This window comes from Gordonia sp. HS-NH1, assembly GCF_001418765.1.
Lineage (GTDB): Bacteria > Actinomycetota > Actinomycetes > Mycobacteriales > Mycobacteriaceae > Gordonia.
This window is the reverse complement of the sequence record NZ_LIYC01000019.1, coordinates 75939-88421: the sequence shown is the minus strand read 5'-3', so window position 1 is coordinate 88421 and position 12483 is coordinate 75939. Positions and strand designations below refer to the sequence as shown.

The following is a 12483-nucleotide window of genomic DNA, read 5'->3' as shown; positions in this document are numbered from 1 at the left end:
GGTCTGCTCGCATCGCACCTCTCAGGGGGGCAGGGGAGGTCTGCTCAGGGGCGGGTGAACCGCTCCCGGCGTCCGAGGCCGCGGAGGCGTACCCACTCGGCGAAGCCCTTCGGATCACGTTGCTGCACAAGGAAGAACCAGCCGAACCGGGCGTACTCCTGGGGCAGCAGCCTACGGAGTCCGGGCTGACTCATCAGGTAGCCGCGGTTGCGGTAGGTGAAGAAGCGTTTGGTCGCGTTGTCGGGGTACTGCGTGTGCATGCGCCCGCCCAGGATCGGCCGGAACTCCGCCGATCCGTCCGGGTGGAGGTAGCCGGCGCGCAGGCACGTACCGAACTTGACGCCCGAGCGCACCAGGCGGCGGTGCACCTCGACCTCGTCGCCGCGGAAGAACAGTCGCAGGTCCGGAACCCCCACCTGTTCAAGGCAATGCGCCGAGAACAGCGCACCGTTGAACAGTGAGGCGATACCCGGCAGCAAGTCATCGTCTTGGGTCTCGCCGTCGGTGACATGTGACCCGCTCGCTTCGCTCCCGGCGTCGGAAAACAGCTCCGACCGCTTCCGCCTCCACACGAGTCCACGTCGTAGCGGGAAGGCGAGGGTGTCCGGATCGTCAAGATTGGCGACGACCGGAGACACCTCGTCGAGCTGATGCCGTTCGGCGCAGTCGAGCAGCGTCGAGAGCACCGTCGGACCGTCGGGGCGTCCGTCGTCGTCGGCGCACCAGACCCAGTCGGCACCGAGGGCGAGTGCGTGCAGCATGCCCAGGGCGAAACCGCCGGCGCCGCCGAGGTTGCGCTGTGAGCCGAGGTAGGTCGTCGGAACAGGTTGTGCGGCAACGAGTGCGGCGACCTCGGGTTCGTTCGCGTTGTCGACGACGACCAGGTGATCGACGGGCCGGTCCTGGCCGGCGACGACGGCCAGCGACTCGGCCAGCAGCTCGACGCGACGGTGGGTGACCACCACCGCGATCACCGTGGGAGCACCGATGCCGTCGCTCACTCGGCCGGTCCAGCGGTGTTCGTGTCTCGACGATCGGACTTCTCGAGGTCGGCGATCACCCTGCGGACGTGCGCGGCGGCATCGGGACCCTCGTATGCGCCGACGACCTCTTCGATCCCGCCTTCCATGCGGATCTGGCCGTGGTCGATCCACAGGGCACGGTCGCACAGCTGAGCCAGGAACTCGTTGGAATGGCTGGCGAAGACCAGGATTCCGGACCGTTCGACGAGTGCCTGGAGACGGCCGCGTGCCTTGCGCATGAAGTCGGCGTCGACGGCGCCGATACCCTCGTCGAGGATGAGGATTTCCGGATCGATGGAGGTCACCACACCGAGTGCGATGCGCACGCGCATGCCGGTGGAATAGGTGCGCAACGGCATCTGCAGATAGTCGCCGAGCTCCGTGAACTCCGCGATGTCGTCGATCTTCTTGAGCATCTCCTTGCGGGTCATGCCCAGGAACATGCCGCGGATGATGATGTTCTCGTAGCCGGAGATCTCCGGATCCATGCCGATGCCGAGGTCGAAGACCGGCGCGACGCGGCCGTGCACACGACAGGCGCCGCGGGTGGGCTCGTAGATGCCCGACAGCAGGCGCAGCAGCGTCGACTTGCCGGCGCCATTGTGGCCGACCAGGCCGACACGGTCGCCGTGTTTGAGGTGCAGGTTGATGTCCTTGAGGGCCTCGACGACCACGACGTTCGACTCCGTGGAGCCGATCACGCCGCCCGCCGCGCCGATCACCGACTTCTTGAGCGAACGCGTCTTGGCGTCGAAGATAGGGAAGTCCACGCACGCGTCCCACGTGTCCACACGGACCCGCTCGTCGCCGAGATCGTTGTTTCTGGCCATCGAATCCGTCCCTACACCCAGTAGGCCACGCGGGCCCGGTAGTTGCGCAACACCAGCATGGCCAGCACCCAGCCCACGGCGGTGCAGCCCAAGACGACGGCCCAGTGGTAGAACTCCACCGGCTCGCCCAGCAGCGGCCCGCGCGCGATCTCGAGATAGTGGAACATCGGATTCAGCTCGACGAGCTTCAGCCTCGACGACGCCTCGCCGGTCGCGTTGCCGAGGCTCTGCGTCGTCCAGATGATCGGTGTCATGAAGAACACCAGCTGCACCGCGGTGGTGAGGAGCTGGCCGATGTCGCGGAAACGGGTCGACAGGATCCCGAAGACGATCGTCACCCAGACCGAGTTGAGCACGTACAGCGCGAGGGCCGGGATGATCAGCGACACCGTCCAGTTGAGCGGCGGCGGGAAGATCAGGAACAGGATGACGATGATGACGACGTTGTGCGCGAAGATGATCAGCGCTCGCCACACCACCCGGTAGACGTGCACGCTCACCGGGGCAGGGAGCTGTTTGATCAGGCCCTCGTTCTTCGAGAAGACCTCCGAGCCCTCGAGGATCGAACTCTGGATGAAGTTCCAGAAGATGAAACCGAGTGCCACGTACGGCAGGAACACGGTGATGTCCATGCCGAACAGTTCGCCGTACAGCAGGCCCATCGCGATGGCGGTCACACCGGTCGCGATGACGATCCACAGCGGTCCCAGCACCGAACGGCGGTAACGCTGCTTGATGTCCTGCCAGCCGAGATGGAACCACAGCTCACGGCTTGCGAACCCGTCGCGGAGGTCCTTGACCGCGCGCGCGAAGCTGCGCGAATCGGAACCCTGTGGACGCGCGGGGATCGCGTCGTCGTCTACTACCGCTGACACGAGGAGTCAGCGTACCCGTCCGCACATCCGTTGCTCCCCGCTGGTTGAGCAGGTGCCCCGCTGCTGGCAGGTGACGAGCGAAGCGAGGAGCCGTGTCGAAGCCACCGCCCCCGCCCGCCGATCTCAGAGGTACTGCCCGGGTCCCGGGGAGTGGCCCGGTCCGCCGCCCGCGGCCGGCATCCCGGGCGGGAGCGCACCCTGGCGCATCTGCTCGAGCTGAGCGCGCGCGGCCATCTGCTGGGCGAACAGCGCGGTCTGGATGCCGTGGAACAGGCCCTCCAGCCAGCCGACGAGCTGCGCCTGGGCGATCCTCAGTTCCGCGTCCGACGGGGTCGCGTCGTCGGAGAAGGGCAGTGCCAACCGTTCGAGTTCTTCGCGTAGTTCCGGGGCGAGACCTTCTTCGAGCTCCCGGATCGACGATTCGTGGATCTCCCGGAGCCGGTTGCGTGACGCGTCGTCGAGCGGAGCGGCGCGCACCTCCTCGAGCAGCTGCTTGATCATCGTGCCGATGCGCATGACCTTTGCCGGCTGCTCGACCATGTCGGCGAGGCTGGTCGATTCCGACGCGTCGTCGTCACCGCCCTGCGGGTGGGAGCCGGCCCCGACGACGATCACGTTGTCGGAGTCCCCGGCCGAGCCGAATGGTCCTGAGGTCGGGCCAGGTCCTGGAGTGCCTTCGATAGCCATGCGCTCCATTGTGCCCGGACACCGCAAAACCGCCGATGGCCGACGTCTATCCTCGTGGCCATGCCTTTCGACGTCGCCTATGTGCGTGGATTGATTCCATCGCTCGGCGACGGGTGGATCCACCTCGACCCGCAGGCCGGGATGCAGATTCCCGACTCGGTCGCGACCGCGGTGACCACCAGTTTTCGTTCTCTGTCCGCTGCCCCGGGCGGCGTCTATCCGTCGGCTCGGGCGAGTGCCGAGGTGGTCGACGGTGCACGTCGGGCGATCGCCGACCTCGTCGGCGGTGACGCCGCGGGAGTGGTCCTGGGGCCGTCGCGATACGCGCTGCTGTCCGGCCTCGCGGAGGCGCTGGCGCCGCACGCGTGGTTGCGGGGCGACGTCGTCGTCACACGACAGGACGACGAACCGAACATCGTGCCGTGGCTCCGCGCCGCGGATCGTTATGGCGGCCGCGTCCGCTGGGCCGAGGTCGACGTCGAGACCGGAGGGCTCCCGGCGTGGCAGTTCGGGGATCTCGTCACGCCCGACACCGAGGTCGTCGCGGTGACCCTCGCGTCGTCGACGACGGGCGCGATCACCGACATCAGCGAGATCGCGCCCCTGGTCCGCGAAGCGGGAGCCCTGCTGGTGGTCGACGCCACGAACGCGGCGCCCTATCTCAGCCTGGACATCCACGACCTGGGTGCCGACGTGCTGGTCGTCTCGGCCGAGCGCTGGGGTGGTCCGCGGATGGCGGCCATGGCTTTTCGTGAACCGCACCTGATCGAGCGGTTGAAGCTGATGGCGATGGACCCGGCCGCGCGCGGACCCGCCCGGCTCGAACCCGAACCCCACCAGGGCGCGATGCTCGCGGGGCTCGTCGCATCGGTGGAACATCTCGCCGGGCTGGACGAGGCCGGGATCGGCAAGCGCCGCCGCCGCCTCGTCACGTCGATGGACGGCGTCTACGAATACCTCCAGCGTCTCACCTACTACCTGGTGACGACGCTGTCCCAGCTCAACCATGTGAACCTGGTCGGCAGCGAGGAGAATCGGATTCCGCTGGCGAGCTTCACCGTCGAGTCGGTGGGTGCCGACAAAGTGGTCCGACGCCTGGCCGACAACGGTGTCTGCGCCCTCGCCGACCTCCCCAACCGCGCGCTGGTACGCATGGGCGCACCCGACTTCGGCGGTGCCGTGACAGTGGGGCTCGCCCCGTACTCGACGCCGTATGAGGTGGATCACCTGGTGCGCACGCTGGGATCACTGGCCTGAGAGTTCACCGCCACCGTGGCGATATTCACTATGGTGTTGTTTGAGTTAACGACAATGTATGTTGTCATGCTGTGTCGGCAAAAACGATTGATGGTCCAGAAAAGGGCCCGCCCCGGTCACTCACCACTGCGGAGGCCGAGACCTGGATGAATCTCGTCAACGGCGGTTGGGCCCTATTCGCCCGCGTCAACGACGAGTTCGCGAAACGGGGACTCTCGGTATCCGACCTACGCGTCCTCGAGGCCGTATGGACCAACCGGCAGTTGGGCGTCAGCGAGGTCGCCGACGCCGTGCACATGCGCATCAGCACGGTGTCCCGCATGATCGGCCGCCTCAGCGACGACGGACACATCGACCGTTTCGAGTCGAAGGCCGACGGTCGGCATCGACTGGTACGGCTGACCGATCAGGGCCGGCGCGCACTCGCCGACCACGTGAGCGTCCGCGACCAGGTGATCCGGCGCTTCGTCGTCGACGCGCTGACGCCGGAGGAGTTCACGGCGCTCGGTGTCGCGTTCGGCAAGATCGGGGAGGCCGTCCGCGTCGCGGAACCACCCGCGTCCGACTGAGGCGCACCCGATCAGTCCCCGACGCTGAGCAGAACCTTTCCGATCATGTCACCGCTGTTGAGATGGTCGTGCGCGGCGGCGGCGTCGGCGAGTGGGAACACGCGGTCGACGACGGGGACGACGGTCCCGGCTTCGATCAGCGGCCAGGTCCGGGTCAGCGTCGACGCCACGACCTCGGCCTTGCCGCCGGGGCCGTGCACGGGCCGGGCGCGCAGCGTCGTGCCCATCACGGACAGGCGCTTGGCCAGCAGATGCCCGAGGTTGATCTCGGTCGTCGTGCCGCCCTGCATGCCGATGATCACCAGGCGCCCGTCGGTGCGGAGCGCCTTCAGATTCGACTTCAAGTACTTGGCGCCGATGATGTCGAGGATGACGTCGGCTCCTCCGGCGTCTTTGAGAACCTCGGCGAAGTCCTGGCTCGAGTAATCGATGAGGATGTCGGCGCCGAACTCGCGGCAGCGCTCGAGCTTGTCCTGGGTGCGGGCGGTCACCGCGACCCGTGCGCCCATCGCATGGGCGATCTGGGTGGCGTGGGTGCCGATGCCGCTGGAGCCGCCATGGATGAGCAGGAGTTCGCCGGTGGTCAGGTGGGCGGTGTCGAAGATGTTCGACGACACGGTGCAGGCCACCTCCGGCAGTGCCGCGGCCGACACCAGGTCGACGCCCTTGGGCACCGCCAGCAGCTGCTCGGCCGGAACCGCCACCTTCTCCGCGTAACCGCCGCCCGCGAGCAGCGCGCACACCTCGTCGCCCTCCGACCAGCCGCTCACCCCGTCGCCGAGCGCCGAGATCCGTCCCGAGACCTCCAGGCCGAGGGTGTCCGACGCCCCGGGCGGTGGGGGATAGTTGCCCGCTCGCTGCAGGATGTCGGCGCGGTTCACGCCGGCCGCGACCACATCGATCACGACCTCGCCGCTTGCGGGAGTCGGGTCGGGCACATCGGAGAGGGACAGGTTCTCGGATTCGACGACGATGGCTTTCACCTCTTCGATGGTGTCACAGCGCACGCGAGTGCCAGGTGAGGTCCGGTTCGACGCCCGGTGTGTAACCTTGCTCGTCAGGGAAGCGTGGCAGAGCGGCCGAATGCACTCGCCTTGAAAGCGAGCGTGGGTAAAACCACCGGGGGTTCAAATCCCTCCGCTTCCGCCAGAGACCCCCACCTGTCACGCCGGGTGGGGGCTTTTTCGTGAACCGCCGAGACCACGGAAGGCAGGGGACATGGGCACCGGTGGTTTCACCGTTGCGTCGTTCAACGTCAACGGGATCCGGGCTGCGCGTCGTCGGGGCTTCGACGCCTGGCTTGCCGGACGGCAGCCCGACGTGGTCGGACTGCAGGAACTCCGGTGTGGCATCGACGACGTCGGCGACTTCGACGGTTATCACGCCTCGATCGACGTCGGCACCATCGCGGGACGAAACGGCGTCGCAGTGCTCACCCGACGCGAGCCGGCCGCGGTGCGCACCTGGCCGACCCATCCGCCGAAGGCCCGCGGACTGCCCGCCTTCGCTCACGAAGGCCGCTACATCGAGGTCGACCTGGCCGATCGTCCGCTGACCGTCGCCAACATCTATCTGCCCAAGGGCGGGCTCCCGGCCGAGTTGCAGCGCCCCGGTTCGCTGCGTGAAGCACCCGACGGGGGCGCCAAACACGCACGCAAGCAACGGTTCCTGGCCGGGTCCACCCGTGAGCTGGCGCGCAACCGGCTCGCCGCTCGCCGTGCCGGCCGGGAGTTCCTCCTCCTCGGTGACCTCAATGTTGCGCACCTCGAGCACGACGTCACCAACTGGCGCGCGGCCCGCAAGATGGAGGGCTTCCTGCCCGAGGAACGCGCCTGGTTCGGCGAGATCACCGGTCCACGCCGGCTGGTGGACGTCGTCCGCGCGCTGCACGGCGACCGCCCCGGGCCGCTCACCTGGTGGAGCTGGGCGGGGGAGTCGTTCGTCAAGGACGTCGGGTGGCGCATCGACCACCAACTCGCCACGCCCGCACTTGCCCGGCGGGCGCGGGCGGTGGCCGTCGACAAGGAGGCGTCGCCAAACCTTCGGCTGTCCGATCACGCCCCGCTGGTTGTCGAGTACGCCGAGCTCTGAGTCCGGGCGCTCCCGGCGGATAACACGCCGGGCGGTTGGGGCTAGTGGCTTCGACTCGGCGCCTCGCTAGCGCTCGGTGCCGGCTCAACCAGCAGTGGGTGCGGCGCTGGCTCAACCAGCGGTGGGGTGGCTCGGCGAGTGGCTTCGACTCGGCGCCTCGACCTCGACGCGCTCCTTCGTCGCTTGCTCGGCCCGGCGGCTGCGCTCGGTGCCGGCTCAACCAGCAGTGGGTGCGGCGCTGGCTCAACCAGCGGTGGGGGGGCGCCTTACGTGACCGTCAGCACCGCTCGGAGGTACTCCCACTCCATCCGTCCGTCGGTGAGATAGCGGTCGGCGTGGGTGGCGATCGCGGCGTCGAGTTCGCCGGCGCGCGCGGGATCGTCGCCGATGTTGCGGTACGCCATGATGGTCGGTCCGTAGTGGGCCTTGAAGAACTCGCGGAACGCCGCGCCGTCGTCGAACTCGCTGATCTCGACGGTCTCGGTGACGAACTCGTGTCCGGTGACACCGGAACCGAACAGCGACCGCACGTGGTCGGCGTCGCCCCAGAGCGGGCCCGGCTGCGCACCGGGCGGTGGTGGCGGGGCGTAGGGCTTCATGACCGCGAACAGTTCGCCGATGAATCCCGTTGGCGTCCAGTTGATCAGGCCGATCCGTCCGCCGGGGCGCACGACGCGGACGAGCTCGTCGGCACACCTCTGGTGATTCGGGGCGAACATGACGCCCACACAGGACGTCGCGATGTCGAAGTCGTTGTCGTCGAACGGGAGATCTTCGGCGTCGGCGGTACGCCACGTGATCGGCAGATCGCGGTGTCGGGCTTCGCCCACGGCCAGGAGTTCGGGTGTGAGGTCGCTGGCGACGACGTGCCCGCCGGCTTCGGCCGCGGGTACGGCCACATTCCCCGCGCCGGCGGCGACGTCGAGGACCTTGTCCCCGGCAGTGATGTGCAGAGCGTCGACGAGGCGACGCCCCAGCGGGGCGATCAGGTCGGCGACGGCCGGATAGTCGCCGGAGGCCCACAGTTTGCGGTGGCGGGCCTTGATCTCGGCGTCGAACGGGGCGGGTTGCGTCGTGGTCATGATGAGAATCCCTCGAGTCGTCGGGTGGATGTCCGCGATCGGACACAACGAGCATCCGACGAAGTCCGGTTCGCCCTCCAGACCAAGATCTGTACCGGCGGCAGTTCACTTTCTGTACTGGTCATCGGCCGACGTCGGGTGTGTACTGGATCGAGGAGGTTTCGACACCGCGCCTCGCTTCGCTCGGGGCCGGCTCAACCAGCATTGAGACGGCGCCTCGCTTCGCTCGGGGCCGGCTCGACCAGCAGTGGGGAGGCTGCGATGACATCGTATGGACAGTTCTGCCCGGTGGCCAAGGCGATGGAGTTGCTCGACGAGCGGTGGACGATCCTCATCGTCCGCGAACTCCTCTTGGGCAGTAGACATTTCAACGAGTTGCGGCGCGGTGTGCCGAAGATGTCACCGGCGCTGCTCACCAAGAGGTTGCGCACGCTGGAACGCGCCGGGGTGATCAACCGCAGTGAAGTCGACGGTCGTTCGGTGTACACACTGACGCCGATGGGGGAGGAGCTCACGACCGTCGTGGAGGCGTTGAGCGTGTGGGGTGTCCGCTGGATCGGTGAACTCGGCGATGCCGACCTCGACCCGCATCTACTCATGTGGGACATGCACCGCACCGTCCCGATCGATCGGTGGCCGCGCCGACGCACCATGGTGCAGTTCGTCTTTCGTGATGTCATCGGCAAGGCGGGTACCTGGTGGCTGGTCGTCGCCGGTGGTGAGGCGCAGGTGTGCGACTTCGACCCCGGTTATGAACTCGATGCCACCGTGGCGACCGATCTGCGCACTCTCACCGAGATCTGGCGCGGTGACATCGACTGGCGGCTCGCGCTTGCCGCCGACCGGGTCGAGATCCACGGCCCGGCGGATGTGGCCCGCGACGTGCCGTCGTGGATCGGGCAGAGCATCTCGTCGGCGGTTCCGCGGCCGGCGTGAGAGCGCTGACCCGGCTCAGGCGATGTCCCGGCGGAATGTCGTGTAGCGACCGATCACCGCGAACGCCGCGATGTAGGCGAGCATGACCAGCGCGCCGGCCCATTGCGGGAGCAGGTCGTCGCTGCCGCCGCCCATCGTCGCGAAGAAGCTCGATCCGACGAGGGCGTCGGCCGCGGACCCGGGCAGGAACTTCGACACCGACGAGGTGGCGTCGAACGTCGCCAGGGCGATGCGTGCGATGGGTTCGACGAGTTGGGTGAAAGCCAGCAGGATGACGATGGCGGCGACCTGATTGGACACCACCGCGCCGAACGCCACGCCCATCGCTGTCCACAGCACCATCACCAGCATCGACAGGCCGATCACCTCGAGGGTGGAGCTGTCGTCGAGGAATGCGCCGTCCCCGACCGTCGCGAGGATCGGCGCGGCAGTCGCGACGACCGCCAGCGTGCCGAGGACGCCGTAGAGCAGGCCCATCGGAATTCCGGCGATCAGCTTGGCCACCAACAGGATTCCGCGTCGTGGTTCGACGAGCAGGCTCGCGGTGATGGTCTTGTGCCGGAATTCCCCGGTCACGGCGAGGCTGCCGATCACCAGCGCAAACACGTAGCCGATCGGACTCGTGAGCGCGTAGATCGAGCGTGCCAGGTCGGCGCCGACCAGAGTCGTCGGTTGTTGCACGGCGTTCTCGGTGGTCATCGAGAAGGCCAGTGCCGCACCGATGAAACCCAGGTAGACGACCATGGCGATGAGCAGTACCCACCACATCCTGGTGGAGGTGAACTTGCGGTACTCGGCGATCAGCGCGGCCCTCATCGGATCACCTCCGGCGAAGTCGGGCCGGCGGTCGGGGGACCGGGTGGACCGCTCGGGAAATGACTGGTGGGTGCGTCCGACGACTTCGTGAGGTGCAGGAAGACCGCCTCGAGATCGGCGCCGACATCGGCGAGCTGGTGGAGTTCGATGCCCGCGCCGAAGGCCGCGCTGCCGACCGTGGCAGCGCTCACCCCGGGAATCCGGAAACCATCGTGTGTGTCCTCTAGGTGCCACCCGCGTTCGCCCGCGAGCGCGACGAACGACGCACGTGACGGGGTTCGCACCACGACCGCGTGTTCGGCCAGGGCCTCGAAGTCGGACAGCGTCGACGCCCGAACCAGTTTGCCGTTGCCGATCACCACGACGTCGTCGACGGTGCTCCGCACCTCGGCGAGGACATGGCTGGAGACAAGCACCGTCCGTCCCTCGTGGGCGAGGGAACGGAGCAGGCCGCGTAGCCACACGATGCCCTGCGGGTCGAGGCCATTGGCCGGTTCGTCGAGCAGGATGATCTGCGGGTCGCCGAGCAGTGCGGTGGCCAGACCGAGCCGCTGTCGCATACCCATCGAGTAGCCGCCCACCCGGCGGTCCGCGGCCTGGGACAGTCCGACGAAGTCGAGCACCTCCCGGCACCGCGACGTCGGGACCCCGACCTGCGGGGCGAGTGCCTTCAGATGCCCGAGGCCGGTGCGTCCGGGATGGAAGCTCGACGCCTCCAGGGCGGCGCCGACGTGCTGGGCCGGCTGGGGGATCTGCCGGAACGGGCGGTCGCCGATGAGTGCGCGGCCTGCCGTCGGCTCGACCAGTCCCAGGAGCATGCGCAGCGTGGTGGTCTTGCCCGAGCCGTTCGGTCCGAGGAATCCGGTGACACGGCCGGGGGCGACGGTGAACGACAGATCGTCGACCGCGGTCAGGCTGCCGAACCGCTTGGTGAGACCGTCGATCGTGATCGCGGGTGACTCCATCGGTACCTTCCGTAGGTGATGTGCGCACTCACGCTATCAATGTCGGCAGGTGCCTTCCTGGGATCGCCGCTGTAGCCTCGAACACGTTGCGGCGCACTGTATTCCGGATGACCCGCGTGTCGTCAGAGCCAATCGCGCCGGCGGAACGAAACGTACAGTCCCACAACCAGGATGAGGATCAGGGTGACGCTGGTGATGAAGCCGGCCGCCTTCTCGAAACCGGGGAACGGCACGTTCTGTCCGTAGAAGCCGGTGATGGCGGTCGGCACGGCGATGATCGCCGCCCACGCGGTCAGCTTCTTCATGACCGTGTTCAACCGGGCGTCGGCGAGGGTCAGGTTGGTCTCGAAGACGGTGGTGATCATGTCCCGCAACGACTCCGTCCACTCCGACGCTCGCAGTGCGTGGTCGTAGAGATCGGAGAAATGCGGGTCGAGCTCGGGTGGCGCCTGGTTGCCGAACCGCCGTCGCTGGATACCGGCGATCACCTCACGCATCGGCAGGACGACCCGTCGTAGGACGACGAGGTCCTTGCGCAGGTCGTAGGTTCGGCGCTGCAATTCGCGACCGGGGATCCGCTCGTCGAAGAGCAGAGCCTCGAGATCCTCGATCTCGTCGTCCAGGCGCTGCACGGCGTCGAAATGCCCGTCGACGACGACGTCGAGCAAGCCGTGCACGAGCGCGCCGATCCCGTACTGCATGGCCCCGCTGTCCGACCATCTGCGAACGACCTCGTCGATGTCGAGTGCCGGGGTCGGTCGCACGGTGATGAGCGCGTTGTGTTTCACGAAGACCGAGATGCGGTGCAGGTCGAACATCCGCGCCCGACCGTTCGCGGAGGAGCGGAATTCGGTCGCCGTGGAACCGCGGTCCTCGTCGTCCTGGTCGTCCTGGCCGTCGGACGGTGTGTCGCCGTCGTGTAGTGAGACCGCGTAGACCATCACGAAGGTGTGCCCGGTGTACGTGACCGTCTTGACGCGTTCGGCCGCCGCGACGGTGTCCTCGATCGCGAACGGATCGAGATCGAGTTCGGCGGCGAGCCGGGACAGCGTCTCGTGCGTCGGACATTCGATATCCGCCCAGATCAGCTTGTCCGAATCCTCGAGACAGGTGGATATCTCCCCGAGGTCGAAGCCGTCCACCGGCTCCCCGTTCCGCCAGATCTGACCGCGGATGCGTTCGACGCCGTGAGGTTCCGACGCGTCAGAGGGCACAGTCATGTGGCCATCGTGACACCGCCGGACGTGTTCCGGCGGTGCGACAGGCAGCCGCGATGTCGGCCACACCGGATGGTCGTCGTCCGCGGGTAGCATCGAAATCGGTGTCTGTGGACGGGCGCGGGCACCGATTCTC

Annotated in this window: 13 protein-coding genes and 1 tRNA gene; 5 read left to right on the top strand and 9 right to left on the bottom strand. The window is 67.6% G+C overall.

Going from position 1 to position 12483, the window contains the following annotated elements; all coding sequences use genetic code 11:
• Positions 1-44 precede the first annotated feature (44 nt).
• The 4 genes from glfT1 to AMD30_RS14550 all read right to left on the bottom strand — a co-directional run bounded on the left by glfT1 (position 45) and on the right by AMD30_RS14550 (position 3414).
• Positions 45-1001, bottom strand: a complete 957-nt coding sequence (gene glfT1, locus AMD30_RS14565) for a galactofuranosyltransferase GlfT1 (protein ID WP_055476101.1) — start codon at positions 999-1001, stop codon at positions 45-47.
• Positions 998-1852, bottom strand: a complete 855-nt coding sequence (gene wzt, locus AMD30_RS14560; RefSeq protein ID WP_010843222.1) for a galactan export ABC transporter ATP-binding subunit Wzt/RfbE — start codon at positions 1850-1852, stop codon at positions 998-1000. The genes glfT1 and wzt overlap by 4 nt, the downstream gene beginning before the upstream one ends.
• An 11-nt stretch (positions 1853-1863) precedes the next feature.
• A complete protein-coding gene (gene wzm, locus AMD30_RS14555) occupies positions 1864-2727 on the bottom strand; it encodes a galactan export ABC transporter permease subunit Wzm/RfbD (protein WP_010843223.1) in 864 nt (287 codons plus the stop codon).
• 123 nt (positions 2728-2850) lie between these two features.
• Complete coding sequence (locus AMD30_RS14550; RefSeq protein WP_035717639.1) at positions 2851-3414, bottom strand: bacterial proteasome activator family protein; 564 nt, start codon at positions 3412-3414, stop codon at positions 2851-2853.
• A gap of 60 nt (positions 3415-3474) precedes the next feature.
• On the opposite strand from AMD30_RS14550, the gene AMD30_RS14545 reads away from it, so the two are divergent.
• Complete coding sequence (locus AMD30_RS14545; protein WP_044505679.1) at positions 3475-4671, top strand: cysteine desulfurase-like protein; 1197 nt, start codon at positions 3475-3477, stop codon at positions 4669-4671.
• Between the two features lie 146 nt (positions 4672-4817).
• Complete coding sequence (locus AMD30_RS14540) at positions 4818-5240, top strand: MarR family winged helix-turn-helix transcriptional regulator (RefSeq protein ID WP_055476100.1); 423 nt, start codon at positions 4818-4820, stop codon at positions 5238-5240.
• 11 nt (positions 5241-5251) lie between these two features.
• Here the strand turns inward: AMD30_RS14540 and AMD30_RS14535 are convergent, their stop codons facing one another.
• Positions 5252-6223 (bottom strand): NAD(P)H-quinone oxidoreductase, encoded by a 972-nt coding sequence (locus AMD30_RS14535; protein WP_055476107.1) that lies wholly within the window; start codon positions 6221-6223, stop codon positions 5252-5254.
• Between the two features lie 78 nt (positions 6224-6301).
• On the opposite strand from AMD30_RS14535, the gene AMD30_RS14530 reads away from it, so the two are divergent.
• Together AMD30_RS14530 and AMD30_RS14525 are read left to right on the top strand one after the other, a co-directional pair.
• Positions 6302-6389, top strand: a tRNA-Ser gene (locus tag AMD30_RS14530).
• A 69-nt stretch (positions 6390-6458) separates the two neighbouring features.
• Entirely contained in the window at positions 6459-7331 is an 873-nt protein-coding gene (locus AMD30_RS14525; protein ID WP_055476099.1) for an exodeoxyribonuclease III, read from the top strand.
• Between the two features lie 266 nt (positions 7332-7597).
• Here AMD30_RS14525 and AMD30_RS14520 read toward each other — a convergent pair whose 3' ends face one another.
• Positions 7598-8413: a class I SAM-dependent methyltransferase gene (locus AMD30_RS14520; protein ID WP_055476098.1), complete on the bottom strand. Its 816-nt coding sequence runs from the start codon at positions 8411-8413 to the stop codon at positions 7598-7600.
• A 261-nt stretch (positions 8414-8674) separates the two neighbouring features.
• Between AMD30_RS14520 and AMD30_RS14515 the strand changes: the two genes are divergently transcribed.
• Positions 8675-9349, top strand: a complete 675-nt coding sequence (locus AMD30_RS14515; RefSeq protein WP_055476097.1) for a winged helix-turn-helix transcriptional regulator — start codon at positions 8675-8677, stop codon at positions 9347-9349.
• A 15-nt stretch (positions 9350-9364) separates the two neighbouring features.
• Here AMD30_RS14515 and AMD30_RS14510 read toward each other — a convergent pair whose 3' ends face one another.
• The 3 genes from AMD30_RS14510 to AMD30_RS14500 all read right to left on the bottom strand — a co-directional run bounded on the left by AMD30_RS14510 (position 9365) and on the right by AMD30_RS14500 (position 12350).
• Positions 9365-10165: an ABC transporter permease subunit gene (locus AMD30_RS14510; RefSeq protein ID WP_055476096.1), complete on the bottom strand. Its 801-nt coding sequence runs from the start codon at positions 10163-10165 to the stop codon at positions 9365-9367.
• Entirely contained in the window at positions 10162-11130 is a 969-nt protein-coding gene (locus AMD30_RS14505; protein WP_055476095.1) for an ABC transporter ATP-binding protein, read from the bottom strand. The genes AMD30_RS14510 and AMD30_RS14505 overlap by 4 nt, the downstream gene beginning before the upstream one ends.
• 122 nt (positions 11131-11252) lie before the next feature.
• The gene (locus tag AMD30_RS14500; RefSeq protein ID WP_035717642.1) at positions 11253-12350 is read right to left on the bottom strand and encodes a magnesium transporter CorA family protein; all 1098 of its coding nucleotides are present in this window, start codon (positions 12348-12350) and stop codon (positions 11253-11255) included.
• Positions 12351-12483 lie beyond the last annotated feature (133 nt).

Coding starts and splice junctions, on each gene's coding strand:
- wzt (WP_010843222.1), bottom strand. CDS start 1,852: ATGGCCAGAAACAACGATCTCGGCGACGAGCGGGTCCGTGTGGACACG.
- AMD30_RS14550 (WP_035717639.1), bottom strand. CDS start 3,414: ATGGCTATCGAAGGCACTCCAGGACCTGGCCCGACCTCAGGACCATTC.
- AMD30_RS14545 (WP_044505679.1), top strand. CDS start 3,475: ATGCCTTTCGACGTCGCCTATGTGCGTGGATTGATTCCATCGCTCGGC.
- AMD30_RS14540 (WP_055476100.1), top strand. CDS start 4,818: ATGAATCTCGTCAACGGCGGTTGGGCCCTATTCGCCCGCGTCAACGAC.
- AMD30_RS14525 (WP_055476099.1), top strand. CDS start 6,459: ATGGGCACCGGTGGTTTCACCGTTGCGTCGTTCAACGTCAACGGGATC.
- AMD30_RS14520 (WP_055476098.1), bottom strand. CDS start 8,413: ATGACCACGACGCAACCCGCCCCGTTCGACGCCGAGATCAAGGCCCGC.
- AMD30_RS14515 (WP_055476097.1), top strand. CDS start 8,675: ATGACATCGTATGGACAGTTCTGCCCGGTGGCCAAGGCGATGGAGTTG.
- AMD30_RS14510 (WP_055476096.1), bottom strand. CDS start 10,165: ATGAGGGCCGCGCTGATCGCCGAGTACCGCAAGTTCACCTCCACCAGG.
- AMD30_RS14505 (WP_055476095.1), bottom strand. CDS start 11,130: ATGGAGTCACCCGCGATCACGATCGACGGTCTCACCAAGCGGTTCGGC.
- AMD30_RS14500 (WP_035717642.1), bottom strand. CDS start 12,350: ATGACTGTGCCCTCTGACGCGTCGGAACCTCACGGCGTCGAACGCATC.